Source organism: Pseudomonas sp. GL-R-26 (assembly GCF_019947365.1).
Classification (GTDB): Bacteria; Pseudomonadota; Gammaproteobacteria; order Pseudomonadales; family Pseudomonadaceae; genus Aquipseudomonas.
On sequence record NZ_JAGYGI010000003.1, the window covers coordinates 214,814 to 240,973 of the forward strand.

The 26,160-nt window shown below is 60.9% G+C and carries 24 protein-coding genes; 13 read left to right on the forward strand and 11 right to left on the reverse strand.

The annotated features are described in order from the left end of the window. The first annotated feature begins 129 nt into the window (after positions 1-129). The 7 genes from KGA96_RS05670 (at position 130) to cmoB (ending at position 9,008) form a co-directional block, all read left to right on the forward strand. Positions 130-2,541 (forward strand): glucose/quinate/shikimate family membrane-bound PQQ-dependent dehydrogenase, encoded by a 2,412-nt coding sequence (locus tag KGA96_RS05670; protein ID WP_223511967.1) that lies wholly within the window; start codon positions 130-132, stop codon positions 2,539-2,541. Between the two features lie 319 nt (positions 2,542-2,860). Continuing rightward, positions 2,861-5,278: an endopeptidase La gene (gene lon, locus KGA96_RS05675; protein WP_223511969.1), complete on the forward strand. Its 2,418-nt coding sequence runs from the start codon at positions 2,861-2,863 to the stop codon at positions 5,276-5,278. 217 nt (positions 5,279-5,495) lie between these two features. Next, positions 5,496-5,888 carry a hypothetical protein gene (locus KGA96_RS05680; RefSeq protein ID WP_046040998.1) on the forward strand — a complete coding sequence of 131 codons (393 nt, stop codon included), beginning with the start codon at positions 5,496-5,498 and terminating at the stop codon, positions 5,886-5,888. A 138-nt stretch (positions 5,889-6,026) separates the two neighbouring features. Continuing rightward, positions 6,027-6,419 (forward strand): protease inhibitor I42 family protein, encoded by a 393-nt coding sequence (locus KGA96_RS05685; RefSeq protein ID WP_046040996.1) that lies wholly within the window; start codon positions 6,027-6,029, stop codon positions 6,417-6,419. A 2-nt stretch (positions 6,420-6,421) separates the two neighbouring features. Further along, complete coding sequence (locus KGA96_RS05690; RefSeq protein ID WP_223512028.1) at positions 6,422-7,057, forward strand: lysoplasmalogenase; 636 nt, start codon at positions 6,422-6,424, stop codon at positions 7,055-7,057. 218 nt (positions 7,058-7,275) lie between these two features. Next, positions 7,276-8,055 carry a carboxy-S-adenosyl-L-methionine synthase CmoA gene (gene cmoA, locus KGA96_RS05695; RefSeq protein ID WP_191628059.1) on the forward strand — a complete coding sequence of 260 codons (780 nt, stop codon included), beginning with the start codon at positions 7,276-7,278 and terminating at the stop codon, positions 8,053-8,055. Beyond that, complete coding sequence (gene cmoB / locus KGA96_RS05700; RefSeq protein ID WP_223466613.1) at positions 8,052-9,008, forward strand: tRNA 5-methoxyuridine(34)/uridine 5-oxyacetic acid(34) synthase CmoB; 957 nt, start codon at positions 8,052-8,054, stop codon at positions 9,006-9,008. Before cmoA ends, cmoB begins: the two co-directional genes overlap by 4 nt. 119 nt (positions 9,009-9,127) lie before the next feature. On the opposite strand, the gene tadA is transcribed toward cmoB, so the two are convergent. Both tadA and KGA96_RS05710 read right to left on the reverse strand, forming a co-directional pair. Beyond that, the gene (gene tadA, locus KGA96_RS05705; RefSeq protein WP_150757936.1) at positions 9,128-9,625 is read right to left on the reverse strand and encodes a tRNA adenosine(34) deaminase TadA; all 498 of its coding nucleotides are present in this window, start codon (positions 9,623-9,625) and stop codon (positions 9,128-9,130) included. Beyond that, positions 9,625-11,001 carry a multicopper oxidase family protein gene (locus KGA96_RS05710; protein ID WP_223466615.1) on the reverse strand — a complete coding sequence of 459 codons (1,377 nt, stop codon included), beginning with the start codon at positions 10,999-11,001 and terminating at the stop codon, positions 9,625-9,627. Before KGA96_RS05710 ends, tadA begins: the two co-directional genes overlap by 1 nt. Positions 11,002-11,258: 257 nt before the next feature. Between KGA96_RS05710 and KGA96_RS05715 the strand changes: the two genes are divergently transcribed. Next, the gene (locus KGA96_RS05715; RefSeq protein WP_223511971.1) at positions 11,259-14,216 is read left to right on the forward strand and encodes a membrane-targeted effector domain-containing toxin; all 2,958 of its coding nucleotides are present in this window, start codon (positions 11,259-11,261) and stop codon (positions 14,214-14,216) included. An 82-nt stretch (positions 14,217-14,298) separates the two neighbouring features. Here the strand turns inward: KGA96_RS05715 and guaA are convergent, their stop codons facing one another. The 9 genes from guaA to KGA96_RS05760 all read right to left on the reverse strand — a co-directional run bounded on the left by guaA (position 14,299) and on the right by KGA96_RS05760 (position 21,780). After that, complete coding sequence (gene guaA / locus KGA96_RS05720) at positions 14,299-15,876, reverse strand: glutamine-hydrolyzing GMP synthase (RefSeq protein ID WP_046040991.1); 1,578 nt, start codon at positions 15,874-15,876, stop codon at positions 14,299-14,301. 99 nt (positions 15,877-15,975) lie between these two features. Then, a complete protein-coding gene (gene guaB, locus KGA96_RS05725; RefSeq protein WP_223466618.1) occupies positions 15,976-17,445 on the reverse strand; it encodes an IMP dehydrogenase in 1,470 nt (489 codons plus the stop codon). Between the two features lie 117 nt (positions 17,446-17,562). Then, positions 17,563-18,111: a hypothetical protein gene (locus tag KGA96_RS05730; protein WP_046040989.1), complete on the reverse strand. Its 549-nt coding sequence runs from the start codon at positions 18,109-18,111 to the stop codon at positions 17,563-17,565. A 201-nt stretch (positions 18,112-18,312) separates the two neighbouring features. Further along, the gene (gene purT, locus KGA96_RS05735; protein WP_046040988.1) at positions 18,313-19,494 is read right to left on the reverse strand and encodes a formate-dependent phosphoribosylglycinamide formyltransferase; all 1,182 of its coding nucleotides are present in this window, start codon (positions 19,492-19,494) and stop codon (positions 18,313-18,315) included. Between the two features lie 87 nt (positions 19,495-19,581). Then, the gene (locus tag KGA96_RS05740) at positions 19,582-20,049 is read right to left on the reverse strand and encodes a VUT family protein (RefSeq protein WP_223511973.1); all 468 of its coding nucleotides are present in this window, start codon (positions 20,047-20,049) and stop codon (positions 19,582-19,584) included. 190 nt (positions 20,050-20,239) lie between these two features. After that, positions 20,240-20,455: a DUF1289 domain-containing protein gene (locus KGA96_RS05745; RefSeq protein WP_046040984.1), complete on the reverse strand. Its 216-nt coding sequence runs from the start codon at positions 20,453-20,455 to the stop codon at positions 20,240-20,242. Then, positions 20,452-20,976 carry a gamma carbonic anhydrase family protein gene (locus tag KGA96_RS05750; RefSeq protein WP_046040982.1) on the reverse strand — a complete coding sequence of 175 codons (525 nt, stop codon included), beginning with the start codon at positions 20,974-20,976 and terminating at the stop codon, positions 20,452-20,454. The genes KGA96_RS05745 and KGA96_RS05750 overlap by 4 nt, the downstream gene beginning before the upstream one ends. A 71-nt stretch (positions 20,977-21,047) precedes the next feature. Further along, entirely contained in the window at positions 21,048-21,647 is a 600-nt protein-coding gene (locus KGA96_RS05755; protein ID WP_046040980.1) for a CoA pyrophosphatase, read from the reverse strand. Then, on the reverse strand, positions 21,637-21,780 hold the full coding sequence (locus KGA96_RS05760) for a hypothetical protein (protein WP_185754788.1): 144 nt from the start codon (positions 21,778-21,780) through the stop codon (positions 21,637-21,639). The genes KGA96_RS05755 and KGA96_RS05760 overlap by 11 nt, the downstream gene beginning before the upstream one ends. A 14-nt stretch (positions 21,781-21,794) precedes the next feature. Here KGA96_RS05760 and KGA96_RS05765 point away from each other — a divergent pair, with 14 nt between their 5' ends. The 5 genes from KGA96_RS05765 to KGA96_RS05785 all read left to right on the forward strand — a co-directional run bounded on the left by KGA96_RS05765 (position 21,795) and on the right by KGA96_RS05785 (position 26,141). Next, a complete protein-coding gene (locus KGA96_RS05765; protein WP_046040979.1) occupies positions 21,795-22,346 on the forward strand; it encodes an NUDIX hydrolase in 552 nt (183 codons plus the stop codon). Between the two features lie 121 nt (positions 22,347-22,467). After that, positions 22,468-22,971, forward strand: coding sequence for a murein L,D-transpeptidase family protein (locus KGA96_RS05770; RefSeq protein WP_046040978.1), 504 nt, complete (start codon positions 22,468-22,470; stop codon positions 22,969-22,971). 295 nt (positions 22,972-23,266) lie between these two features. Beyond that, complete coding sequence (locus tag KGA96_RS05775) at positions 23,267-23,998, forward strand: GntR family transcriptional regulator (protein WP_046040977.1); 732 nt, start codon at positions 23,267-23,269, stop codon at positions 23,996-23,998. Between the two features lie 33 nt (positions 23,999-24,031). Then, positions 24,032-25,138: an N-acetylglucosamine-6-phosphate deacetylase gene (gene nagA / locus KGA96_RS05780; RefSeq protein WP_046040976.1), complete on the forward strand. Its 1,107-nt coding sequence runs from the start codon at positions 24,032-24,034 to the stop codon at positions 25,136-25,138. Continuing rightward, complete coding sequence (locus KGA96_RS05785) at positions 25,119-26,141, forward strand: SIS domain-containing protein (protein WP_223511982.1); 1,023 nt, start codon at positions 25,119-25,121, stop codon at positions 26,139-26,141. Before nagA ends, KGA96_RS05785 begins: the two co-directional genes overlap by 20 nt. Positions 26,142-26,160 lie beyond the last annotated feature (19 nt).

Consider the following 26,160-nt stretch of genomic DNA (forward strand, 5'->3'; position numbering starts at 1 on the left):
TCGCCACAGAGCTCGCTCCTACAGGGACTGCGTCAACCACACCAGTTTTATCTGAACCATGCCCGCACAAGATCGTCATCTACAGTGAACTTGCGCAGGACTACTTGAAACGTCACGGAGAATCACACTATGAGCACTGATAGTGCCTTGGGTCGAAGCCGTCTATGGCCGACCCTGCTCGGCATACTGCTTCTGCTAATGGGCCTGGCCATGCTGGCCGGGGGGATCAAGCTGAGCATGCTCGGCGGCTCGCTGTATTACCTGCTGGCCGGTATCGGCATCGCTCTGAGCGGCGTGCTGTTGATCGCCGCCCGCCGCGCGGCCCTGGGCCTGTACGCACTGGTGCTGTTCGCCAGTACCGTTTGGGCGCTGTGGGAAGTGGGCCTCGACTGGTGGCAACTGGTGCCGCGCCTGGCGCTGTGGTTCGCCCTCGGTGTGGTGATGCTGCTGCCGTGGTTCCGTCGTCCATTGCTGATCAACGGCCCTGCCCCTATGGGCACTGGCGCCTTGAGCGTGGCCGTGGTCCTGGCCGGCGCCACCGCCGTAGCCAGCCAGTTCACCCATCCGGGCGAGACCCTCGGCGAGTTGGGTCGTGACTCGGCTGACATGACCAGCACCGCGCCGCAGATGCCCGAAGGAGACTGGCAGGCCTATGGCCGCAGCGAATTCGGTGACCGCTACTCGCCGCTCAAGCAGATCACTCCGGCCAACGTCGGCAAGCTGCAAGAAGCCTGGCGTATCCAGACCGGTGATCTGCCAACCGCCGATGACCCGGTGGAACTGACCAACGAAAACACCCCGCTCAAGGCCAACGGCATGCTCTATGCCTGCACCGCCCATAGCAAGGTGCTGGCGCTGGACCCGGACACCGGCAAGGAACTGTGGCGTTTCGACCCGCAGATCAAGAGCCCGGTGGGCTTCAAGGGCTTCGCCCACATGACCTGCCGTGGCGTGTCGTACTACGACGAAGCGGCCTACGCCAAGTCTGAAAACGCTGCCTCCGCAGTGATTTCCGAGGCCGGCAAAGCCGTTGCCCAGGCCTGCCCGCGTCGTCTGTACCTGCCGACCGCCGATGCACGCCTGATCGCACTCAATGCCGACACCGGCAAGGTCTGCGAAGGTTTCGGTAAAAACGGTGTGGTTGACCTGACTCAAGGCATCGGGCCGTTCACGCCCGGTGGCTACTACGCCACCTCGCCGGCAGCGATCACCCGTGACCTGGTGATCATGGGCGGCCACGTCACCGACAACGAGTCGACCAACGAGCCATCCGGCGTGATCCGTGCCTTTGACGTACACGACGGTCATCTGGTGTGGAACTGGGACAGCAACAATCCAGACGCGACTGAACCGCTGCCAGAGGGCGAACACTACAGCCGCAACTCGGCCAACATGTGGTCGCTGGCCAGCGTCGACGAAAAACTCGGCATGGTCTACCTGCCACTGGGCAACCAGACCCCTGACCAGTGGGGCGCAGACCGTACCCCGGGCGCCGAGAAGTTCAGTGCCGGCCTGGTCGCGCTGGATCTGGCCACCGGCAAGGTGCGCTGGAACTACCAATTCACTCACCACGACTTGTGGGACATGGACGTTGGCAGCCAGCCAACCCTGCTGGACATGAAAACCGCCGACGGCATCAAGCCGGCTGTGATCCAACCGACCAAGCAAGGCAGCCTGTACGTCCTCGACCGTCGCGACGGCACGCCGATCATCCCGATCAAGGAAATCCCGGTTCCGCAAGGCGCCGTGAAAGGTGACCACACCGCGCCGACCCAGGCCCGTTCGGACCTGAACCTGCTGGCCCCGGAACTGACCGAAAAAGCCATGTGGGGCGCCAGCCCGTTCGACCAGATGCTGTGCCGCATCCAGTTCAAGGAGTTGCGTTACGAAGGCCAGTACACCCCGCCGTCGGAACAGGGCAGCCTGATCTATCCGGGTAACGTCGGCGTCTTCAACTGGGGCGGAGTTTCGGTCGACCCGGTTCGCCAGATGCTCTTCACCAGCCCGAACTACATGGCCTTCGTCTCGAAAATGGTGCCACGCGCCGAAGTCGCGGCCGGCAGCAAGCGCGAGAGCGAAACGGCGGGCGTGCAACCGAACACGGGCGCACCTTACGCGGTGATCATGCACCCGTTCATGTCGCCGTTCGGCGTACCGTGCCAGGCTCCGGCCTGGGGCTACGTGGCCGGCATCGACCTGACCACAAGCAAAGTCGTGTGGAAACGCAAGAACGGCACCAGCCGCGACAGCTCGCCATTGCCTATCGGCCTGACACTCGGCGTGCCAAGCATGGGCGGCTCGATGGTCACCGCCGGCGGCGTCGGCTTCCTCAGCGGCACGCTGGATCAATACCTGCGCGCCTATGACGTCAACACCGGCAACGAGCTTTGGAAATCGCGCCTGCCGGCTGGCGGTCAGGCTACGCCGATGACCTACACCGGCAAGGACGGCAAGCAGTACGTGCTGTTGGTCGTCGGTGGCCATGGCTCACTGGGCACCAAAATGGGTGACTATGTGATTGCGTACAAACTGTCTGAGTAAGTTTTAGCGGCAGTAAAACGAAAGGCGACGTCCGTGAGGACGTCGCCTTTTTTTGTGACCGCAGATTTCAAAACACCCCCGCCCCCCCTGTGGGAGCGAGCCTGCTCGCGAAGAGGCCATACCAGTCGATATAAATGTGTCTGATACATCGCTTTCGCGAGCAGGCTCGCTCCCACAATTGAACGTGTCGTGCCGAAATCCAGCTAACCTGTCTCTGCGCTGATCACGCCTGCGAAACACCGTTTCGCAGAAAATGACCGTTGAAACCACCGCCAACCTGCCCCATCTAAGACCCATACCCATTGCGCAGGTGCCCCCCATGAGCGACCAGCAGGAATTCCCCGAAGACCCGAGCGAATACGCCGATCCGGAAAACGCCCCGCAGCACAAACCTGGCAAAGGCCTGGCCTTGCCTGGCCAGAACCTGCCGGACAAGGTCTACATCATCCCGATTCACAACCGCCCGTTTTTCCCGGCCCAAGTGTTGCCGGTCATCGTCAACGAAGAGCCATGGGCCGAGACCCTGGACCTGGTGGCCAAGTCCGAACACCACTCCCTGGCCCTGTTCTACATGGACAGCCCCCAGGAAGACCCGCGCCACTTCGACACCTCGGCCCTGCCGCTCTACGGCACCCTGGTGAAGGTGCACCACGCCAGCCGCGAAAACGGCAAGCTGCAATTCGTCGCCCAAGGCCTGACCCGCGTCCGCCTCAAGACCTGGCTCAAGCATCACCGCCCGCCGTACCTGGTGGAAGTCGAATACCCGCACCAGCCCACCGAGCCGACCGACGAGGTCAAGGCCTACGGCATGGCGCTGATCAATGCGATCAAGGAACTGCTGCCGCTCAACCCGCTGTACAGCGAAGAGTTGAAGAACTACCTCAACCGCTTCAGCCCCAACGATCCGTCGCCGCTGACCGATTTCGCCGCCGCGCTCACATCAGCCACCGGTAGTGAGCTGCAGGAAGTGCTCGACTGCGTGCCGATGCTCAAGCGCATGGAAAAAGTCCTGCCGATGTTGCGCAAGGAAGTCGAAGTCGCGCGCCTGCAAAAAGAGATTTCCGCCGAAGTTAACCGCAAAATCGGTGAACATCAGCGCGAGTTCTTCCTCAAGGAACAACTCAAGGTCATCCAGCAGGAACTCGGCCTGACCAAGGACGATCGCAGCTCCGACCTCGAACAGTTCGAACAGCGGCTAGTCGGCAAAGTCCTGCCGGCGCAGGTGCAGAAACGCCTCGAAGAAGAAATGAACAAGCTGTCGATCCTCGAAACCGGCTCACCGGAGTATGCGGTCACCCGCAATTACATCGACTGGGCGACCTCGGTGCCGTGGGGTGTGTACGGCGAGGACAAACTCGACCTCAAGCACGCGCGCAAGGTGCTGGACAAACACCACGCTGGCCTCGACGACATCAAGGACCGCATCCTCGAATTTCTCGCCGTCGGTGCCTATAAAGGCGAAATCAGCGGTTCCATTGTGCTGCTGGTCGGCCCGCCGGGCGTGGGCAAGACCAGCGTCGGCAAATCCATCGCCGAATCCCTGGGCCGGCCGTTCTATCGATTCAGCCTTGGCGGCATGCGCGACGAAGCCGAAATCAAGGGCCATCGCCGCACCTACATCGGCGCGCAACCGGGCAAACTGGTGCAGGCGTTGAAAGACGTCGAAGTGATGAACCCGGTGATCATGCTCGATGAAATCGACAAGATGGGCCAGAGCTACCAGGGCGACCCGGCCTCGGCGTTGCTGGAAACCCTGGATCCGGAGCAGAACGTCGAGTTCCTCGACCACTATCTGGACCTGCGCCTGGACCTGTCGAAAGTGTTGTTCGTGTGCACCGCCAACACCCTCGATTCGATCCCCGGCCCGTTGCTGGACCGGATGGAAGTGATTCGCCTGTCGGGCTACATCACCGAAGAAAAAGTCGCCATCGCCAAGCGTCACCTGTGGCCCAAGCAGCTTGAGAAAGCCGGCGTGTCCAAGGGCAGCCTGAGCATCAGCGACAGTGCGCTCAAGGCGTTGATCGACGGTTATGCCCGTGAAGCCGGCGTGCGCCAGCTGGAAAAAAACCTCGGCAAACTGGTGCGTAAAGCGGTGATGAAACTGCTCGATGAGCCGAAGGCTGTGATCAAGCTCGGCCCGAAAGACCTCGAGGCGTCCCTCGGCAAACCGGTGTTCCGCAACGAGCAGGTGCTGTCGGGTGTCGGCGTGATCACCGGCCTTGCCTGGACCAGTATGGGCGGCGCGACCCTGCCGATCGAAGCCACGCGCATCCATACCCTCAACCGTGGTTTCAAGCTCACCGGGCAACTGGGTGACGTGATGAAAGAGTCGGCGGAAATCGCCTACAGCTACGTCAGCTCACACCTGAAGTCCTATGGCGGCGATCCGAAGTTCTTCGACGAAGCCTTCGTCCACCTGCACGTGCCGGAAGGCGCCACGCCGAAAGACGGCCCGAGCGCCGGCGTAACCATGGCCAGCGCCCTGCTTTCGCTGGCGCGCAATCAGCCACCGAAAAAAGGCGTGGCCATGACCGGCGAACTGACGTTGACCGGGCACGTACTGCCGATTGGCGGGGTGCGGGAAAAGGTGATTGCGGCGCGGCGGCAGAAGATTTTCGAGCTGATTCTGCCGGAGGCGAATCAGGGCAATTTCGAGGAACTGCCGGAGTATCTGAAGGAAGGCATTACCGTGCACTTTGCCAAACGCTTTGCGGATGTGGCGAAGGTGTTGTTCTGACAACCAAGTAGGCTTCATCACCTTCATCAATGACAAACACAGTTTGCTCGTGATGAAGGTAGTGAAGACACTTTTCAATCGCCTTCGACGCATTAAAATATAATATTTATCGCGATTCGTTTTTAAAACCTGACAAAATTGACAGTATCGGACCACCCCCTTACTCTTATACATTCCCCATTCGATTTATCTTTTAATCCTTTAGGGAAATATCACCATGACATCTCAAAAGTTTTCCACGAAACCTAAAACCTCATATTACTTCACAGTAAAACAAAACTGCGATGAGCTCTTCAATGCCGACACAATTACTGTAAATCACCATGAAGGAGAAATAACAATCGAGGGTTCCAAAAACCTGTTTTCTCCAAATGGACGTGCGATCAACTTGATCATCGACTCATCCACTCCGAACGGAGAACAGGTGTTTGTACGTGGACAACGACTGAAAGATGTTTTCTACCTCAATGGGGGAGAAAAAAACTACGCCAACGAAGGAACTTTCAAATCCTATCTCGACATTCCCACTAAAAAATACTGGCTAAGTTTCAAGCTGAAATTCCACAATCAAGTCGACGAGATTGAAGGTGAACTCGAAGTTACCGGATAAGTAGCTAATAGCCTCGTTTTCTCACCCTCGCATCAGAGCCTGACGCGTTCGCCACTCATCTTCACGGCTCTGGTCACACTTTGTCTCATCTTCAGTTATGCTCGCCGTTCGTCGTGAACGCCGGAGCCACCGAAGCCTATGTCCCCCATTCGCCTGTTTGTCCCCCTCGCCCTCGCCTTGCTGGCCGCGTGCGCCACGCAACCTGCGCACAACGTGACCGTGGAAAAACAAAGCGAATGTCCGGTGCAGCTCAGCAACGGGCAAAACCTGATCCTGACCCTGCCGAGCAATCCGACCACGGGCTATCGCTGGGCGATCCAGGATTCGGCCGGCGGCGTGTTGCACGCCCTGGGGCCAGAGGTTTATCGAAATCCGGAAGATGCCGGCATCGTCGGCGCGGCCGGGGTCTCGACCTGGCGCTTTCAGGCTTTTGCGCCCGGCACCGGGCGTTTGCGCCTGACCTCGCAACAACCATGGGCGCCGGAAGTGCTGCCGGTGGATTCGTTCGACTGCGCGATCTCGGTCAACTGACCGTGGGCTGGCTGATACTGGCGCTGATGGGCGCGGTAACCTTTCTGTATGGCGTGAGCGTGCAAGCATCTCTGCTGTGCCTGCTGGTCAAGCCGCTGCCGGTACTGGCCCTGCTGGGCTGGCTGCATGACGCACCGCCCGGCGAATATCGGCGCTGGATCAGCCTGGGCCTGATTTTCTCTCTGGTCGGCGACGTGTTGCTGGCATGGCCGGGGGATTTGTTTGTGTTTGGGCTGGGCGCGTTTCTGGTCGCGCATCTGGCCTATCTCAAGGCTTATCTGAGCGATTGCCGACGCCCGGCCGTGCTGCCGCTGGTGCTGGCCCTTGGCGTCGGTGCCGTCCTGCTGGGGATTCTGATTTCCAACGGCCTCGGCCCATTGCTGGTGCCCGTGATTGTCTATGGCACGGCCATCAGCGCCATGCTCTGGCGCGCCCTGGCCCGACTCGGGAGCGACGTACCCAAACGCTCGGCGCTGCTGGCGGCGGCGGGCGCAGTGGCGTTCGTGTTCTCCGACAGCGTGATTGGCATCAGCCGGTTTGTGGTGCCGTTCGACGCGGCGCCTTATGTGATCATCCTCAGTTACTGGCTGGGACAATGGGGGATCACTGCCTCGGCATTCCCCCAAAGATCACGCTAACCCCTGTGGCGAGGGAGCTTGCTCCCGCTCGGCTGCGCAGCAGTCGCAACCCCGGCCAGTCGGATCCACCTGATTAAACCAGTTTGATTGGTTTTGGGGCCGCTGCGCGGCCCAGCGGGAGCAAGCTCCCTCGCCACAATGGTGTTTCTCTCCACAAATCATGGTGAGCCCACCGCTTTATCAGACAACCCGCGCATCCCCGCGCCAACTTGGCTAAAATGCCGGCCTTTTCCACCTACACCGCTGGAACCGCCGTGAGCAAAGAACCCGATCGCCTTTTTGCCCAGCCTTTGGCCCAGGTGCCTGACTTCGCCTTCAACGAGGACGTGGTGCGGGTGTTCCCGGACATGATCAAGCGTTCGGTGCCGGGTTATCCGACCATCGTCGAAAACCTCGGCGTGCTCGCCGCGCAATTCGCCCAGCCCAATAGTGTGCTCTACGACCTCGGCTCGTCGCTGGGGGCCGTGACCCAGGCCCTGCGCCGGCACGTGCGCACCGACGGTTGCCGGGTGATCGCTGTGGATAACTCGGCGGCGATGGTCGAGCGTTGCCGCGAGTACCTCAACGGGCAGGATTCGATGTTCCAGGAGTTGCTGCCGGTCGAGGTGATCGAGGGCGACATCCTCGCGCTGGAGTTCCAGCCGGCCTCGGTGGTCGCGCTGAACTTCACCCTGCAATTCATCGCCCCGGACCAGCGCACGGCGTTGCTGTCGCGCATCCGTCAGTCGCTGTTGCCCGGCGGTGCCCTGATCCTCTCGGAAAAACTGCGCTTCGAAGACGAGCAGGAACACGCACTGCTCACCGACCTGCACATCGCCTTCAAACGCGCCAACGGCTACAGCGAGCTGGAAATCGCCCAGAAGCGCAGCGCCATCGAAAACGTCATGAAGCCCGACAGCCTCGAAGAACACCGCGAACGCCTGCTGGCCGCCGGGTTCTCGAAAGTCGTGCCGTGGTTCCAGTGTCTTAACTTTGCCTCGTTGATTGCCTTGCCATGATTGATCTGTCCCCCCTCGCCCGCCGTCTGGCCGGCACGCCGCTGGCCGAATGGGCCAACACCCTGCAAGCGCAACTCGACAAGAAAATGGAAAAGGGCCATGGCGACCTGGAACGCTGGCAAAGCGCGCTGGACGCCCTGCCGAAGATCCAGCCGAGCGAAGTCGATTTGCTCAATGGCTTGAAGCTGGACACCGATTGCAACGACGAGACCCGCGCGCAAATGCGCACCGCGCTGATGGGCCTGTCGCCATGGCGCAAGGGGCCGTTCGACCTGTTCGGCGTGCACGTCGATACCGAATGGCGCTCGGACTGGAAATGGTCGCGAGTCGCCCCGCACCTGGACCTGAAAGGCAAGCGCATCCTCGATGTCGGCTGCGGCAACGGTTATTACATGTGGCGCATGCTCGGTGCCGGCGCGAATAGCGTAATCGGCGTCGACCCGAACTGGCTGTTCTTCTGCCAGTTCCAGGCAGTGCAGCGTTACCTGTCAGAGCCGAATGCCTGGCACCTGCCCTTCCCGTTCGAAGACCTGCCGCCGAACCTTGAAGGCTTCGACACGGTGTTTTCCATGGGCGTGTTCTACCACCGCCGTTCGCCGATCGAGCATTTGCTGGCGCTGAAGGATTGCTTGGTCAAGGGTGGTGAACTGGTGCTGGAAACCCTGGTGGTCGAAGGCGACAAGCATCAGGTACTGGTGCCGGAAGATCGCTACGCGCAGATGCGCAACGTGTGGTTCCTGCCGTCGGTGCCTGCACTGGAGTTGTGGCTACGTCGGGCCGGGTTCACGGATGTGAAGTGCGTGGATGTGAGCACCACCACGGTCGAGGAACAGCGCGGGACGGAGTGGATGAAGTATCAGTCGCTCAGTGATTTCCTCGATCCCGAGGATCACAGCAAGACCGTTGAAGGGCTTCCGGCGCCGATGCGGGCGGTCATCGTGGCGAAGAAATAATTGGACACCAAGTAACCCTGTAGGAGCGAGCCTGCTCGCGATTGCGAACTGACATTCAGCACAGATGTGACTGTCAGATCGAATCGCGAGCAGGCTCGCTCCTACAATGGGTTTTGTGTTCAGTCTGAAGGTTTGGCGCGGCGCGCCTTGAAAAACTCGCTCAACACCGCCCCACACTCCTCCGCCAACACCCCGCCCTCATACAGCACCCGGTGATTCAAAAAGCCCTGGGTAAAGAACTGCCCCTGGCTCTGCACGATCCCGGCTTTCGGCTCCAGCGCGCCGTACACCACCCGTGCAATCCGCGAATGCACGATCAGGCCTGCGCACATGCTGCACGGCTCCAGCGTCACATACAGCGTACTGCCCGGCAGGCGGTAGTTGCTCACCGCCTGGGCGGCGGCGCGGATGGCGACCATCTCGGCGTGGGCGCTCGGGTCGCTACCAGTGATCGGGCAGTTGAAGCCGCGACCGATGATTTCGCCGTCCTGCACCAGTACCGCGCCCACCGGCACTTCGCCGAGGGCCGCGCCTTGGGCCGCCAGGGCCAGGGCCTCACGCATGAATTCGCGATCACGGCTGCGGTCGATGATGGCGGCGGGACGAATCTGACGCATCACGCCACCTCGATGGCGGCCATCAGGCCGGTTTCCATGTGGTCGATCACATGGCAGTGGAACATCCATACACCCGGATTATCCGCCACCAACGCTACCTGCGCGCGCTCGTTCTTGCCCAGCAGGTAGGTGTCAGTGAAGTACGGAATGACCTTGTGCCGGTTCGAGGCGATGACCTTGAAACTCATGCCGTGCAGGTGAATCGGGTGCTGGTACTGAGTCATGTTCTTCAATTCGAAAATGTAGCTCTTGCCCTTCTCGAGTTTGGCAATCGGCCGGTCGGCGCAGGTCTTGTCGGTGATGTCCCAGGCCTTGCCATTAATCTGCCACAGGCTCGGCGGCTTGCCGTTATCAACGTTGACCGACACCGAGCCGACCCATTCGAAATTGAAGTTGAGTTTCTCGGCATTGGCCAGGTCCGGCTCGGCAATCGGGTTGGCCGGCAGGGCCGGCGGCCACTCGGTCGGCGCATCGGCATTGGCCACCGAACGGAACGTGCCCAGGCGCACCGGGCCGTTGCGCAACGACAACTCCTCACCGGCCGGCGGGGCCTTGATCGCCAGGCAAATGCGCATGCCCGGACCGAGCCAGTACTCCTTGCCGAGCGGTCGTGGCTCGACCGGGTTGCCGTCCAGCGCATAGATCTGCGCTTCGACGCCGGGAATGTTCAGGCGATAGGTCAGGGTGTTATCGAGGTTGAGCAGGCGTACACGGGTGATCTGCCCGGCCGGCAAGTCGATCACCGCTTGCGGCACGCCGTTGATGGTCGCCAGGCGCCCCGCTGTACCGCCACGGGCCGCTTCACGGGGAATGCTGAACTCGACGAAATTGCCGACGTCGTCGACATGCCAGCTTTTCAGGCTCAAGGTCTTCTCATACTTGAAACCGGTCGGCTCGCGTTCGTCGATGATCAAAGGGCCGACCAGGCCACGACCGAGCTCTTCACTGCTGTTCACATGCGGGTGATACCAGTAGCTGCCGGCATCCGGCACGCGGAATTTGTAATCGAAGTACTCACCCGGCAACACCGGCAATTGCGACACGTAAGGCACACCGTCCATTTCCAGCGGCAGGCGGATGCCGTGCCAGTGGATGGTGGTCGCGACCGGCAGATGGTTGATGAAGCGCACCCGTAGCCATTCACCCTGGCGCACCCGCAATTCGGTGCCCGGCGCCGACGGGCCGAAGGCCCAAGCCTGGGTCCTGTGCCCGGCTACCAGTTCCACGTCCAGCGGTGCTGCGATCAGCTCGTAGTCGTGGCCCGCCTCGGCGTCAGCCATCTTGCCCAGCCAGTAGCGCGATGCGCCCCCCGCACCGACGCCAACGACAACAAGACCGGCCAGGCCACCGAGGATTTGGCGACGGGTAAACGACATGAACTCAACTACCTCACGTATCAGCGACAGGCCCGGGGCCCGCAAAAGGCGAATACGATACACCCGCAGTTGTGAAAGAAACAGCAAAGTGGGCGTGACGACGGGCCGCAGCGGGGCCGGCAGTCTGTTCGGATCCGCCTCTGACAGCACAGATCCATCAATACCGGACACCGTGCGCCGTCATTCCTACAGATCAGGCTGTAGTCCGCAGGGCATAGTGCCGACTTCAAACCCATCCATTTCTCAAGGAGAGAGAAATGAATTCTTCAGATACAAACTCACAATTCCTACTTCCCAACTCCGACGACGTGCAGGCCCTCAAAGACCTGGTGGTCCCGTTCGTGGAAGCATGCCCCGACATGCACGACATGGCCCATATCGAAGCCCGGGGGATTCTGGACAAGTACGGTATCCAGCACATCGATCCGGACAAAGTCTGGTGGCACCGTTTCGACAACACTTCGGTGACCAGCACCAAGGCCTTCCTGTTCTGGGAACACTACCCCAAGCCCATTGAGTCGCTGACCTTGCCGCAACTGGTGATCCAGCGCTTTCAAGCCCACGATCAGGACAATGCCGACCTGCTGGACAGTGACGGTGGTTTCTACAACGAGGGGGCGAACGCCCGGATCTACAACGAAACCAACGAGGTGAAGATGTACCCAAGCGTGGTCATCAAGGACCTGTGGCGCATCAATTTTCACGACCGCTATTGGGACAAGATGGGCGCCTTCTGGCGCCAGCATTCAGACAATTTCCGCACCCTGGCCAAGCTCAATTTCATTTCCAAGGCGCTGGAGGAACACGACGGCTCACGCCTGAGCAACGAGAACCTCAAGACCGTACTCAAGGCTGTGGCCGGCCACCTCTCCTGGCCCATCACCCTCGACATGCTCCACGCCCATGAGCCACCTGCCGAAGGCCTGCGGGCCACGCCCCTGTACATCGGCAACTACTTCGCCTGCGACATACTGCGCATCATCGACCGCCAGGGTCGGCAGATCCTGTATACCCCTGGCGAAACAGATGCCTTCCATGTATTCGAAACCTCCCACGACCTGCACTGGTGGCTGTTGTGCCAGAACAACCACCCGGATAATCGCGCCCGCTTCATGGCGCACTTTCCCCTGTCGGCCCAACAACAGGATGGCGACAACGTCGGCCTGAATCACACCCTCGACCTGCTGTATTCGACCTGGGGCAAATACGACAGCAGCCTGTTCGATCAGGACGCGCCCGACATCGAGGGTGACGTCTTCAGCTGGATCCGTGACTCGGTCAGGGAACGCATGTTCGACGACGCCGATCTGTCCCTGCGCTCCAATGGCGACCTGCGGGAAAAGATGTGGATCGGTTACCTGAGCACCTTCAGTCGCCTCTTTGGCGCCATGGCCGTGGTGGGCTGGCCGGTTGCCCTCGCGGCTGTCGGCGCCGGCCTGGCCAACATCGGCCTGAACATCGACCAGGCCGTCAACGGGAAGAATACCCAGGAGCGCAAGGCCGGTGTACTCGGCGCCATCTTCAGCAGCATCGATACCCTCTTCAATGCGCTGGCGCTCGGCGGCTCGGTCGAGGTAGCGGAAGTCGGTGAAGCTAACGATGAGTTCACCCCCCAGGAGAATCTCGCCGCCGAAAACGAACACCCCAATGGCGCCCCGCCGAAAATCACCGTTGCCGCTCCTGGTCGAGCCTATGTCCTGGAAGGTGAAAACCCGCTAGCCCCGTTCGAGACCAATGAGGTACTCGATGGGTTGCAGGTAGCGGCCGAGGAAGGCCAGTACCGCAACATTTATCAGCCGGCGACGGGCGGCAACTACATCAGGATCAATGGCGACTACTACCTGGTGCGCTACGTCAACGAGTTGAAGACCTGGGTCATCATCGATCCCGCCAACCCGTTCTCGTTTTACCGCAACCTGCCGGTTCGCTTGAACGCCGCGGGTGAATGGGAACTCCTGACACGGCCCGGGCTGTGTGGCGGCGGTAGCATTTTCGGATGCTGGCCGTGGGGAAGGACGCCAGCCCCCTTACCCGACGTTGCCAGCCCCACCACTGTCTATGACGTGCCCCAAGCGTTACGGGCCGAGCTGCTGCCTATCGTCACTGACGTTCACAAAGTCAATCAACTCAGTGACGCTTACGACGACATCTTTAATCCCGGAGGCCCTCTGATGCAGTTCAAGGCCTTGAGAAAAACCTTGCATCGAGACGCTGAGGCCTACTTTCAAAACCTCCCGGAACTCCCTCCCAGGCCGACCATTCCGACCTTTGGCCCGGTGAGCCGAACCAAGGACATCATCGAGACGCTGCTCGAAGAGTCACCCGCCCTGGTAGTCGGCGAAAGCCACTCCAGTATTGGCAGCAAGCAGTTCCTGATCGAGAACATGGAAATACTCAGCAAACAAAAGGTCAAGACCTTGTACATGGAACACCTGCTCAACGACTTCCATCAGGCGGACCTGGATGTCTTCAACAGGAGCGGCGTAATGTCGAAAAACCTGAAAAGTTATCTCAAGAAACTCGATGCAGGTCATCACACCGATCCCTCTGGCCGATTCACCTTTATGAAAGTGGTCAAGGCCGCGCAGAAAAACCACATTCGCGTGCAGGCGATCGACTGTGCCGCCAGCTATCGCGTCGATAACATGTTCGAGGCAGCACACGCCCACCGGCACAAAATGATGAATTACTTTGCCAAGATCATCATCGAAGCTGACCAGGCCGCTAGAGGCCCTCATCGCTGGATTGCCTTGGTTGGCAATACCCACTCCAATACCTGGGAAGGCGTCGCGGGCGTCAGTGAACTGGAAGGAGGCATCGGACTGCGGGTAAAAAGTGCCGAGGTCGCCCAGCCCACGAGCATTGAGCAAGATCCGGGAGAATCCGGAACCAGCCGTACAGACAACACCGAGTTCATCATCAAGAACGACCTGCTCCTGCAAGTGGAATCCCCAGAGCTTGCCAGGGAACTGGTACTCGAGGCTGCACTCAATCAACCGGGCATGTTCAGCATCGAGAAGTACGGCAACCAGCTCGAATTGGTTCACCGCACCCGGGACGGCTCACTGGTGCGCACACTGATCCACTCCGACGCCACAGGCGTGTGCATCGAGCGCCCACAGTGGGGCAGCATCAATAATAAGCAATTTGCCAGCCTGGCCGACCTTTCGGATGCACTGCGCCGCAATGGCTTGAAACCCACACGCGTCCCTTGAAACGCAAAAAGCCCCGGGTCTCTCGACCCGGGGCTTCGCTTGGCACTATCGGTTTGAACCTGGTTTCACAGGTTCAATTCGATCATTCCCACTCAATGGTCGCTGGCGGCTTGCTCGACACGTCATAGGTGACGCGGGAGATGCCTTCGATTTCATTGATGATGCGGCCGCTGACGGTTTCCAGCAGTTCGTAAGGCAGGTGTGCCCAACGCGCGGTCATGAAGTCGATGGTTTCCACGGCACGCAGGGCCACGACCCAGGCGTAACGGCGGCCATCGCCAACCACGCCAACCGATTTCACCGGCTGGAACACTACGAATGCCTGGCTGACCTTGTGGTACCAGTCGGCCTTGCGCAGTTCTTCGATGAAGATGTGGTCGGCGCGACGCAGCAGGTCGGCGTATTCCTTCTTCACTTCACCGAGGATGCGCACGCCCAGGCCCGGGCCCGGGAACGGGTGACGGTAGACCATGTCGTACGGCAGGCCCAGTTCCAGGCCCAGACGACGGACTTCGTCCTTGAACAGCTCGCGCAGGGGTTCAACCAGCTTGAGGTTCATTTCTTCCGGCAGGCCACCCACGTTGTGGTGCGACTTGATCACGTGGGCCTTGCCGCTTTTCGCGCCAGCCGACTCGATCACGTCCGGGTAGATGGTGCCCTGGGCCAGGTACTTGATGTTGTCCAGCTTGCAGGATTCGGCATCGAACACGTCGATGAAGGTACGGCCGATGATCTTGCGCTTCTTCTCCGGGTCGGCTTCGCCGGCCAGGTTGCCGAGGAACTGCTCTTCGGCGTTGGCGCGGATCACCTTGACGCCCATGTTCTCGGCGAACATGGCCATCACTTGCTCGCCTTCGTGCAAGCGCAGCAGGCCGTTGTCGACGAACACGCAGGTCAGCTGGTCGCCAATGGCTTTGTGCAGCAGTGCGGCAACTACCGAGGAGTCAACACCGCCGGACAAGCCGAGCAGGACGTTGTCGGTGCCAACCTGGGCGCGAACCTGGGCGATGGCGTCTTCAGCGATTTTCGACGGGGTCCACAGGGCTTCACACTCGCAGATGTCGAGGATGAAGCGCGACAGGATGCGACCGCCCTGCTTGGTGTGGGTCACTTCCGGGTGGAACTGCACGCCGTAGTAGCCGCGAGCATCGTTGAACATACCGGCAATCGGGCAGCTCGGGGTGCTGGCCAGGATGTGGAAGTCTTCCGGCATGCGGGTGACCTTGTCACCGTGGCTCATCCACACGTCGAGGCCAAACAGGCCGTCGGCGTCGATGTGGTCTTCGATGCCGTCGAGCAGGCGGCTCTTGCCGACCACGTCAACGCGGGCATAACCGAACTCACGCAGTTCGGAACCTTCAACCTTGCCACCCAGTTGCTCGGCCATGGTCTGCATGCCGTAGCAGATACCAAAGACCGGCACGCCCAGATCGAAAACCGCTTGTGGGCAGCGCGGGCTGTTGGCTTCGTGAACCGACTCCGGGCCGCCGGCGAGGATGACGCCTTTAGGAGCGAATTCGCGGATCGCATCTTCGTCCATGTCGAACGGGTGCAGTTCGCAGTACACGCCGATTTCACGCACGCGGCGGGCGATCAGCTGGGTGTACTGGGAACCGAAGTCGAGGATCAGGATGCGGTGAGCGTGAATGTCGAGGGCCATGATTCAGTCTCGTCTAAAAAATTCGGAAACAGTCGTGATTCAGAAACAACTCGGGGCTGAATAAAACAGCCCCGGTTGCTTAGCTTGTTGCTTGAAGGCTCAACCTACGCGGTAGTTTGGCGCTTCCTTGGTGATCTGCACGTCGTGAACGTGGGATTCGGCCATGCCGGCGCCGGTGATCCGCACGAACTCAGGCTTGGTGCGCATCTCTTCGATGTCGGCACTGCCGGTGTAGCCCATCGAGGAACGCAGGCCGCCCATCAACTGGTGGATGATCGCGCTCAGGGTGCCCTTGTACGGCACACGCCCTTCGATGCCTTCCGGAACCAGCTTCTCGGCGCCTGCCGAGGAATCCTGGAAGTAACGGTCGGAGGAACCTTGAGCCTGGGACATGGCGCCCAGCGAACCCATGCCGCGATAAGCCTTGTACGAACGGCCCTGGAACAGTTCGATCTCGCCCGGCGCTTCTTCGGTACCGGCGAACATCGAGCCCATCATCACACAGGAAGCACCGGCCACGATGGCCTTGGACAGGTCACCGGAGAAACGGATACCGCCGTCGGCGATCAACGGAACGCCAGTGCCTTCAAGGGCAGCGGCAACGTTGGCGATGGCACTGATTTGCGGGACGCCGACACCGGCGACGATGCGGGTGGTGCAGATCGAGCCAGGGCCGATACCGACCTTGACTGCGTCAGCGCCAGCTTCGGCCAGGGCCTTGGCGGCAGCACCGGTGGCGATGTTGCCGCCGATAACCTGCACTTCAGGGAAGTTCTGCTTGACCCAGCGAACGCGGTCGATCACGCCTTTGGAGTGACCGTGAGCGGTGTCGACCACCACCACGTCAACGCCGGAAGCGACCAGCGCGGCAACGCGATCGCCGGTGTCTTTACCGGTGCCGACTGCAGCGCCAACACGCAGACGACCTTGATCGTCCTTGCTGGCCAGCGGGTAAGCCTTGGCTTTTTCGATGTCGTTGACGGTCATCATGCCCTTGAGAGCGAATTTGTCGTCGACGATCAGCACGCGTTCGATGCGGTGCTTGTGCAGCAGTTCGCGCACATCGTTCTTGTCGGCGCCTTCCTTGACCGTGACCAGACGCTCTTTAGGCGTCATCACTTCACGGACAGTGGCTTCCAGACGGTTCTCGAAACGCACGTCACGGGAGGTGACAATGCCGACCAGGTCGCCATTGTGCAGCACCGGAACGCCGGAGATATTGTGCATGCGGGTCAGTTCGAACAGCTCACGCACGGTAGCGTCGGCTTCAATGGTGATCGGATCCTTGACCACACCGGCTTCGTAACGCTTGACCTTGCGGACTTCGGCAGCTTGCTGCTCGATGGTCATGTTCTTGTGGATGATACCGATACCACCTTCCTGAGCCATGGCGATTGCCAGACGGGCTTCAGTGACGGTGTCCATGGCGGCGGAAACCAGTGGAATATTCAGCTCGATGCCACGGGTAAGGCGGGTCTTGAGACTGACTTCGTTAGGAAGCACCTCGGAATAACCGGGCACTAGGAGAATGTCGTCGAATGTCAGAGCTTCTTGGCTGATACGCAGCATCGCGGGGGCTCCCGAGCGGGAAAATGGAAGCGCGCCATTATAGTCAGACACCCCCTCGGGTTCAATGTAAAACTCTGTCTATTATTGGCATTACTGACATACGGAGATTGGCGCCGCCTACAATTCGACTTTCACCCAACTGACCGGCTGATCGAGCCAATCGGCGAATTCATCGATAAAGCTCTGCTTGAACCCGGCTTCAGCCCAGTTGTTGAAGATGAAACCGAGGTTGGAGAAGCCGCATTCCTGCAGAAACAGGAAGCCGTTGATGTCGTCTTCATGCCCGCATTCGGGGCAGGTGAAGTTGTCGGTACGCCCCGGCATCCAGTCTTCCAGGCTTTCGAACAGGGCTTCACCCACTTCCTTGCGGCACTCGGCGCAGCCCGCCTCTTCAAGGAAACCCTTGGCTGGCGTATAGATGCAGCGCTTGGTGATGATCTCCAGGCCATTGATCGGCTCGCCGAACGGCAGGGCTTCAGGGTGCAGGACCACTGCGCGGGCACCGTCGGCGATGGCATGGGCCATGCGGTTGCCGGTGCGGCCACAGGTGGTCAGTTCTTCCTCGATGATATTCTTGCGCACCAGCCAGCGCACGACGGCCCGGGCCCGGGGTTCGTGCACCGGCAGGGTGGAGATTTTCGGGACGATGATGCTTTGGGAATTCATGGGTACAGGCCTGAAGCTTTGATGAAGGAACTTGAGCATCCACAAATTATAGGTCGACCCAGACCTGATGCCTGGCACCGACCCTGTAGGAGCGGGCTTGCCCGCGAAGGCGGTGTGTCAGTCGAAAACATTGCTGAATGTCAGATCGCATTCGCGAGCAAGCCCGCTCCCACAGGGGATACAGGCTGGCCCACGAAGTTTTTACAGCTCTACGACAACCGCCTGCGAAGCACGGGTCGCCTTGGCGCGGGCGGCTTCGATCGATTCGTCGCGCGCCAGGGCCACACCCATGCGGCGCTGGCCGTTGACTTCAGGCTTGCCGAACAGGCGCAACGCGGTATCCGGTTCGCTCAGCGCGGCACCCAGGTTGGCGAAAGCGGTCTGGGTCGACTGCCCTTCCACCAGGATCACCGCCGAGGCCGAAGGCCCGAACTGACGGATCAACGGGATCGGCAGGCCCAGAATCGCGCGGGCGTGCAGGGCGAACTGCGACAGGTCCTGGGAGATCAGGGTCACCAGGCCGGTGTCGTGTGGGCGTGGCGAGACTTCGCTGAACCACACCTGATCACCTTTGATGAATAGCTCGACGCCAAACAGACCACGGCCACCCAGGGCTTCGGTCACAGCCTTGGCGACGCGTTCGGATTCAGCCAGGGCAACCGGGCTCATGGCTTGGGGCTGCCAGGATTCCTGGTAGTCGCCCTTCTCCTGACGGTGGCCGACCGGCGCGCAGAAGGTGGTGCCGCCGACGTGGCGCACCGTCAGCAGGGTGATTTCGTAGTCGAAATCGATGAAGCCTTCGATGATCACCCTACCTTTACCGGCACGGCCGCCTTCCTGGGCGTAGTCCCAGGCTTTCTGCACGTCATCGACGCTGCGCAGCAGGCTCTGGCCCTTGCCCGAAGAACTCATGACCGGCTTGACCACGCATGGGAACCCGAGGTCTTCAACGGCTTTGCTGTAGTCCTCGAAGGTGTCGGCAAAGTGGTACGGCGAGGTCGGCAGGTCCAGCTCTTCAGCGGCCAGGCGACGGATGCCTTCGCGGTTCATGGTCAGCTGCGCGGCGCGGGCGGTCGGAATCACGGTGAAGCCTTCGGCTTCCAGCTCCACCAGAGTCGCGGTGGCGATGGCTTCGATTTCCGGGACGATGAAGTGCGGCTTCTCGGCTTCGATCACGGCGCGCAGGGCGGCACCATCGAGCATGTTGATCACGTGGCTGCGGTGCGCCACCTGCATGGCCGGCGCGTTGGCGTAGCGGTCCACGGCAATCACTTCAACGCCCAGGCGTTGCAGCTCGATCACCACTTCCTTGCCCAACTCGCCACAGCCACACATCAATACGCGGGTCGCGGTGGGCGACAATGGAGTTCCGATACGGGTCATCTGAAGGTCCTCAAGGAGCGGATCATCGAGGGACGCGTCGCCATGCGCGCTTCCCATGGGGAGAAAGCGCGGCATTTTACATGAACTTCAGCCGACGACAGCCTGTTTGCGCAGGCGCCAGGCCATGATCAGCCACACGGCGGTGACCCCGGCGAATTTCGAACCCAGGGCGGTGAGGATCACCCCCGGCGTCAGGGCGTCGATCATGCCGAAAAAGATAAAGGTATCGAGGGGAATGCTCAGGGCCGAACTTATCCACAGGCGATCATGCAGCGGACGCTTGGTAATGCTGAACACCAGCCAGTCGATGCACTCGGAAACCGCGAACGCCGTGGCGCTGGCCAGGGCGATGGACGGATCGGAGGTGACATAGGACAACACCAGCGCCACCAGCATCGCTGCGAGGGCGCCATGCCTGAATCGGGCTTGCACCATGTCGCGCAACACAAACACCAGCCCGCCCCAGGCCGACCAGATGATGTCCAGGTGCGGCGCGGTGGAAAAGGCGTAGTTGATCAGCACGACGCTGCTGATGTAGGCGATCAGGAAGAGCATGAGGCGTGGGAATACCTGTCAATTTTGTGCACAGGATACTTCATCTTCGGTACACAAATAACCTGTGGCGAGGGAGCTTGCTCCCGTCGGGTCGCGTAGCGGCCCCGAAATCAGCACATTCACTTGAGATTTTTGGGGTTGCTTCGCAACCCAGCGGGAGCAAGCTCCCTCGCCACAGAAGCTCCGCCACTCAGCGATCGGATTTGGAAGGCAGCATCCAGATCAACCCACTGGACTTGGCCCGCTCATGACACAACCCCAGCACCTTGCGCCGCTCGTCGTTGTCCATGCGGCTCCAGCGGGTAATCTCCTCCACCGTGCGTTGGCAACCGGTGCAGATGTCATCGTCATCCAGCGCACAAATGTTCACGCAGGGCGATGCTACCGGACGTTCAGTGGCAGTCATTCTTCCTGCTCGGCCAGGTCGCGGGCATAGCGCTGCGAGTTGTGCACGTAGTGAGCAGCGCTGGCTTCCAGCATCCTGATTTGCGGCTCGGTCAATTCGCGCACCACTTTGCCGGGCGACCCCATGACCAGCGATCCGTCCGGAATCTCCTTGCCTTCGCCGATCAGTGAATTGGCGCCGATGATGCAGTTCTTGCCGATCTTCGCGCCATTGAGAATCACCGCGTTAATGCCGATCAGGCTGTAGTCGCCGACGGTGCAGCCGTGGAGCATGGCGTTGTGGCCGATGGTCACGCCAGTGCCGATGGTCAGCGGGTAGCCCATGTCGGTGTGCATCACGGTGCCGTCCTGGACGTTGCTGTTCTTGCCGATCAGGATCAATTCGTTGTCGCCGCGCAATACGGCGTTGAACCAGACGTTGGCGCCCTCATCCAGCTTGACCTTGCCCACCAGCACGGCATTGGGTGCGACCCAGCTCTGTGGATGGGTTTCGACGCGGGCGTCGCCCAGGCGGTATTTCATTGTGGTATTCCTCAAGGCTCAGGCAGGCTTTTTTCAGCGAAATCAGGATTCAGGCCATTCGAACGATGGCGTCAGATATTGATAAAGCTTTTGGGAGGCTGATGCAGGCTGATTTTGGCGTCATACAGCAGGTTGATCAACTCGACGATCATGATCGCCGTCAGCCCCCAGATCTTGTATTCGCCAAAGCGATAGCTCGGCACGTACCAGCTGCGGCCCTGATAATCGATACGATGGGTATGTTCGCGGGGGTCTTTGCGGAAGAACTCCAGGGGTACGCTGAACACCGCAGCGATCTCGGCATCGTTGGCCCGGTATTCGACAAAATCCGGGATCACCCCGACATAGGGTGTGACCTTGATGCCATGCAGGCTGATCAGCGGGCTGAGCGGGCCGATCACCTCGACCAGCCCCGGCGGCAGGCCGATCTCTTCTTCGGCTTCACGCAGGGCGGTGAAAATCAGGTCGGGGTCTTCGGGGTCACGGCGTCCGCCGGGAAAGGCGACTTCGCCGCCATGGGTCGACAGGCCGCTGGCACGCAGGGTCAACACCAGCTCGGGTTCGTCACTGCGAGTGATGGGCACCAGCACCGCGGCCTCGGGAAAACGACGGTCGGTCTCCAGTGTGCGTGGAGTGTGGTTACTAACCCGATGCAGTAGCTCATCCAGCATGAGTGTTCTCGATCTGTGCCTTACCCGGCATCATGCACCAATCGCTGCGGTCGCCCAACCCCCGCAACCGCCCCATGTCGCGAAACGACAACTTGCCGACCGGCACTGCCGCACGCCAAGATAGGCGCAGCATTCAGGAACCCCAGCATGAAATTTTGCAGCCAGTGCGGTAACCCGGTGACCCAGCGCATTCCCGAAGGCGATTCGCGCCTGCGTTTTGTTTGCGACAGCTGTCACGCCATTCACTACCAGAACCCCAACATCGTCGCCGGCTGCGTGGCGACCTGGGGCACCCAGGTGTTGCTGTGCCGGCGGGCCATCGAGCCACGTCGCGGCTACTGGACCCTGCCCGCCGGTTTCATGGAGAACGGCGAGACCATCGAACAGGCCGCCATTCGCGAAACCGCCGAGGAAGCCTGCGCCCGGGTGCGCAACCTGAGCATCTATACCCTGATCGACGTGCCGCACATCAGCCAGGTGCATGTGTTCTTCCGTGCCGAACTGGCCGACCTGGACTTTTCTGCCGGCCCCGAGAGCCTGGAAGTGCAACTATTCGACGAAGCGGACATTCCATGGGATGAGCTGGCTTTCCGCACGGTGGGCCGTACCTTAGAATGCTTCTTCGCTGACCGGCGGACCGAGGTCTATCCCGTTCGGTCTGAATCGATCCCGCCACTTGCTCAGCCTGCCATTATCTGATGTCATCTCGGCATCACTCAAAGGCGCCGAAAGACCGCCCGAACGCGGCACGAGCCTGCGGCAGCTCCTGCAAAAACTTCTATACATAAATAGTCGCGACACCTCCTGGGGAATCGTTTCAATGCGCTGGTTGCTTGCCCTGTTCTGTTTGTCGTTCGTCACGGTGTCCCAGGCTTCTGCCGTGGAAACCCTGGACGGCAAGGTCATCGAGAAGATCCTGATTCTCAAGTCTTCCCATCAATTGCAATTGATCAATGACGGCAAGCCGCTCAAGACCTATCGCATTTCCCTGGGCAAGCGCCCCAAGGGGCCCAAGCTGATGGAAGGCGACAAGCGCACCCCGGAAGGTTTCTACTGGGTCGACTGGCGCAAGGTCAGCGACCGCTTCAACCTGGCGATGCACATTTCCTATCCGAACATCAGCGACTCTGCCCGCGCCCGTCGTGAAGGCGTCGAACCCGGTGGCATGATCATGATCCACGGCACCCCGGACAGCGAAGACACCCCCGAAGACCTGTTCCATACCCTGGACTGGACCGACGGCTGCATCGCCATGCGCAACATGGACATGCGCGAAGTCTGGAACCTGGTGCCGGACGGCACGATGATCGAAATCCGCCCGTAATTCCCCCACGACCATTGGTCGCCCGCAAAAAATAAATTCAAAAGATCGCAGCCTTCGGCAGCTCCCACAGGGTGAATACCATTTCGCTCTGCAGGCGCTGCCGCAGGCTGCGATCTTTGTCGCTTCAAAGCCCACCACTAATACCACTTCAAACCAACCCCCATTCCAATCGGCCGACAAGGCAGGCTTTCCTACACAAACAGCAAAACCCTGACGTTGACATGGTATTCAAGTGGTATTAGTTTTCGCCCATTCACGGGCAAAAACATTCCAATATCCGCCCCGGACACCCGCCATGAACGATCTCCAGGCCCTGCGCCCCGACGACACCCAACCCACGCCGTTGTACCTGCAACTGGCACGCAACCTGGAAGCGGCGATCCACGCCGGCCAGTGGAAAGCCGAGCAGGCGATGCCATCGGAACGCAATCTGAGCGAGACGCTGGGCATCTCCCGCGTCACCGCCCGCAAGGCGCTGGAAGTGTTGTTCGAACAAGGCCTGATCCGCCGCAACCAGGGTTCCGGCACCTTCATCACGCCGCGCCTCGAACAACCGTTGTCGCGCCTTTCCGGCTTCAGTGAAATGCTCCGCCTCAAGGGTTTCGTGCCCGGCTCGCAATGGCTGGAGCGGGAAATTACCCTGCCGACCCACGAAGAGCTGATCCGCCTCGGCCTGTCGCCCAACGACAAGGTTGCGCGCCTCAAACGCCTGCGCAAGGCCGACGACACGGTGATGGCCATCGAGATGAGCACCCTGCCCGCCTCGATCATTCCCAAACCGCAGGCGGTGGGCGATTCCCTCTACGAGTTCCTCGACGGCATCGGCAAGCCGGTTGTCCGCGCCCTGCAGCACATCCAGGCGATCAACGCCTCGGACGAGTTCGCCGCACTGGTGGGCATCGCCCCCGGCACCGCCATGTTGCTGATGACCCGGGTCGGCTACCTCGAGGACAACACGCCCATCGAAGTCACCGACACCTATTGCCGTAACGACTACTACGACTTTGTCGCAGAGCTCCGTAGATAAAGAGCTGTGTCGCTAAACACCGAGATCCCGATCATGTCCGAAGACAACATCCTCACCGCCCACGGCTGGGTTCGCGGCCGACTGGTGCACGAACACGGCAAAGTCGTGTCGATCGAAGGCCAGCCCTGCGATCCGGCGGACAACGATCTGCCGTACCTGCTGCCGGGTTTCATCGACCTGCACGTTCACGGAGGCGGCGGCAAAGACATCATGGAGGGCACGCCGGCCTTCGAAACCATCACCCGAACCCACGTGCGCTTCGGCACTACGTCGCTGCTGGCCACCACCATGACCGCACCGAACGAAGAGATCTTGCGCGTGCTCAAGGCCGTCGGCGAATTCTGTGAGCAGCGGCCCCAAGGCTGCGCCCGGGTGCTCGGCGTGCACCTCGAAGGCCCCTACATCAACCCCGGCAAACTCGGCGCGCAGCCCAACTTCGCCCACACCGCGCTGATGGCCGAAGTCGAAGCGTACCTGGCGCTCGCCCCTATCCGGGTGATCACCATTGCCCCGGAAATCGCCGGTCACGATGCCTTGATTCGCGACCTCAGCAGCCGCGGCGTTCGCATGCAGATCGGCCACACCCTGGGCAGTTACGAGGAAGGCGTGGCCGCGCTGGAGGCCGGTGCCAGCAGTTTCACCCACCTCTACAACGCCATGAGCCCGCTGCATCACCGCGAACCGGGAATCGTCGGCGCCGCGTTGGCCCACGCCAAATTCGCTGAACTGATCCCGGACTTGCTGCACGTGCACCCCGGCGCCATCCGCGTGGCCCTGCGTTCGATTCCGTGCCTGTATTGCGTCACTGACTCGACTGCGGCCGCCGGCATGCCCGATGGCGAGTACAAGCTCGGCAGCCACACCGTGACCAAATGCCTGGGCGGCGTGCGCCTGCCCGACGGCACCCTGGCCGGCAGCACCCTGACCATGGATCAGGCCCTGCGCAACCTGGTGAAGATCGGGCTGCCCATCGCCGAAGCCTCGCAGCGCCTGTCGCAATTCCCCGCCGACTACCTCGGCATCACCGAACGCGGGCGCCTGCAACCGGGGGCCTGGGCCGACTGCGTGCGGCTGGATCGCTCACTGAAACTGACCGCCGTGATGGTCGAAGGAGAAGACATTGACTTCAAAAATGCTTGAAGAGGCGCTGTCCTCGTTCGAGGCCGTGCAGGCCCAGTTGCAAAAACTCGACCCGCAGATGATCGAGATCGCCGGGCGCCTGCGTCGTCAGCCGCCACAAGTGGCCATGACCGTGGCGCGCGGCAGCTCCGACCACGCCGCCAGCTACTTCGCCTACCTGACCATGCAACTGCTGGGCATCCCGGTGGCATCGCTGCCGATGTCGGTGGTGACCATGCAGCAAGCGCCATTGAAGGTCAGCGGCCAGGTGGCATTCGCCTTTTCGCAATCGGGGCAAAGCCCGGACCTGGTCAACAGCCTGCGCCTGTTGCGCAAGCGCGGCGCCCTGAGCATTTCGATGGTCAACGCAGAAGAATCGCCGCTGGAAGCTGCCTGCGAATTCAGCCTGCCGCTGTGTGCCGGCACCGAAAGTAGCGTCGCCGCGACCAAGAGCTTCATCGCCACCCTCAGCGCCAGCGCCCGATTGATTGGCCACTGGAAAGAAGACACCGAACTGCTCGAGGCCGGTTCTGCCTTGCCCGAGGGCCTGCGCCACGCCGCGCAACAGGACTGGAGCCCGGCCATCGACGCCTTGCGCGATTGCCAGCGATTGATGGTGATCGGCCGTGGCGCCGGTTTCGCCATCGCCCAGGAAGCGGCCCTCAAGTTCAAGGAGACCTCGGCGATCCAGGCCGAAGCCTTCAGCAGCGCCGAAGTCCGTCACGGTCCGATGGCCTTGATCGGCGACAACTACCCGCTGCTGGTGTTTGCCCCACGGGGTGCCGAACAGGCCGGTTTGCTGAGCCTGGCCGCCGATATGCGCCAGCGCGGCGCCCGTGTCCTGCTGGCCGCGCCGGATGACGTGCTTGAACGCGACCTGACCCTGACCCGCGCCGAGCACCCGGCCCTCGACCCGATTCTCGCGATCCAGAGTTTCTACGTGATGGCCGCCGGCCTGGCTGTGGCCCGCGGAATGGACCCGGACCAGCCGCGACACCTGAGCAAAGTGACACGCACCCATTGAGTCCGACTCGAAACGATTT

Bases quoted from the DNA above. Each gene is read 5' to 3' on its own strand.
- KGA96_RS05670 (WP_223511967.1), top strand. From the start codon at position 130: ATGAGCACTGATAGTGCCTTGGGTCGAAGCCGTCTATGGCCGACCCTG.
- lon (WP_223511969.1), top strand. From the start codon at position 2,861: ATGAGCGACCAGCAGGAATTCCCCGAAGACCCGAGCGAATACGCCGAT.
- KGA96_RS05680 (WP_046040998.1), top strand. From the start codon at position 5,496: ATGACATCTCAAAAGTTTTCCACGAAACCTAAAACCTCATATTACTTC.
- KGA96_RS05685 (WP_046040996.1), top strand. From the start codon at position 6,027: ATGTCCCCCATTCGCCTGTTTGTCCCCCTCGCCCTCGCCTTGCTGGCC.
- cmoA (WP_191628059.1), top strand. From the start codon at position 7,276: ATGCCGGCCTTTTCCACCTACACCGCTGGAACCGCCGTGAGCAAAGAA.
- cmoB (WP_223466613.1), top strand. From the start codon at position 8,052: ATGATTGATCTGTCCCCCCTCGCCCGCCGTCTGGCCGGCACGCCGCTG.
- tadA (WP_150757936.1), bottom strand. From the start codon at position 9,625: ATGCGTCAGATTCGTCCCGCCGCCATCATCGACCGCAGCCGTGATCGC.
- KGA96_RS05710 (WP_223466615.1), bottom strand. From the start codon at position 11,001: ATGTCGTTTACCCGTCGCCAAATCCTCGGTGGCCTGGCCGGTCTTGTT.
- KGA96_RS05715 (WP_223511971.1), top strand. From the start codon at position 11,259: ATGAATTCTTCAGATACAAACTCACAATTCCTACTTCCCAACTCCGAC.
- guaA (WP_046040991.1), bottom strand. From the start codon at position 15,876: ATGGCCCTCGACATTCACGCTCACCGCATCCTGATCCTCGACTTCGGT.
- guaB (WP_223466618.1), bottom strand. From the start codon at position 17,445: ATGCTGCGTATCAGCCAAGAAGCTCTGACATTCGACGACATTCTCCTA.
- KGA96_RS05730 (WP_046040989.1), bottom strand. From the start codon at position 18,111: ATGAATTCCCAAAGCATCATCGTCCCGAAAATCTCCACCCTGCCGGTG.
- purT (WP_046040988.1), bottom strand. From the start codon at position 19,494: ATGACCCGTATCGGAACTCCATTGTCGCCCACCGCGACCCGCGTATTG.
- KGA96_RS05740 (WP_223511973.1), bottom strand. From the start codon at position 20,049: ATGCTCTTCCTGATCGCCTACATCAGCAGCGTCGTGCTGATCAACTAC.
- KGA96_RS05745 (WP_046040984.1), bottom strand. From the start codon at position 20,455: ATGACTGCCACTGAACGTCCGGTAGCATCGCCCTGCGTGAACATTTGT.
- KGA96_RS05750 (WP_046040982.1), bottom strand. From the start codon at position 20,976: ATGAAATACCGCCTGGGCGACGCCCGCGTCGAAACCCATCCACAGAGC.
- KGA96_RS05755 (WP_046040980.1), bottom strand. From the start codon at position 21,647: ATGCTGGATGAGCTACTGCATCGGGTTAGTAACCACACTCCACGCACA.
- KGA96_RS05760 (WP_185754788.1), bottom strand. From the start codon at position 21,780: ATGCTGCGCCTATCTTGGCGTGCGGCAGTGCCGGTCGGCAAGTTGTCG.
- KGA96_RS05765 (WP_046040979.1), top strand. From the start codon at position 21,795: ATGAAATTTTGCAGCCAGTGCGGTAACCCGGTGACCCAGCGCATTCCC.
- KGA96_RS05770 (WP_046040978.1), top strand. From the start codon at position 22,468: ATGCGCTGGTTGCTTGCCCTGTTCTGTTTGTCGTTCGTCACGGTGTCC.
- KGA96_RS05775 (WP_046040977.1), top strand. From the start codon at position 23,267: ATGAACGATCTCCAGGCCCTGCGCCCCGACGACACCCAACCCACGCCG.
- nagA (WP_046040976.1), top strand. From the start codon at position 24,032: ATGTCCGAAGACAACATCCTCACCGCCCACGGCTGGGTTCGCGGCCGA.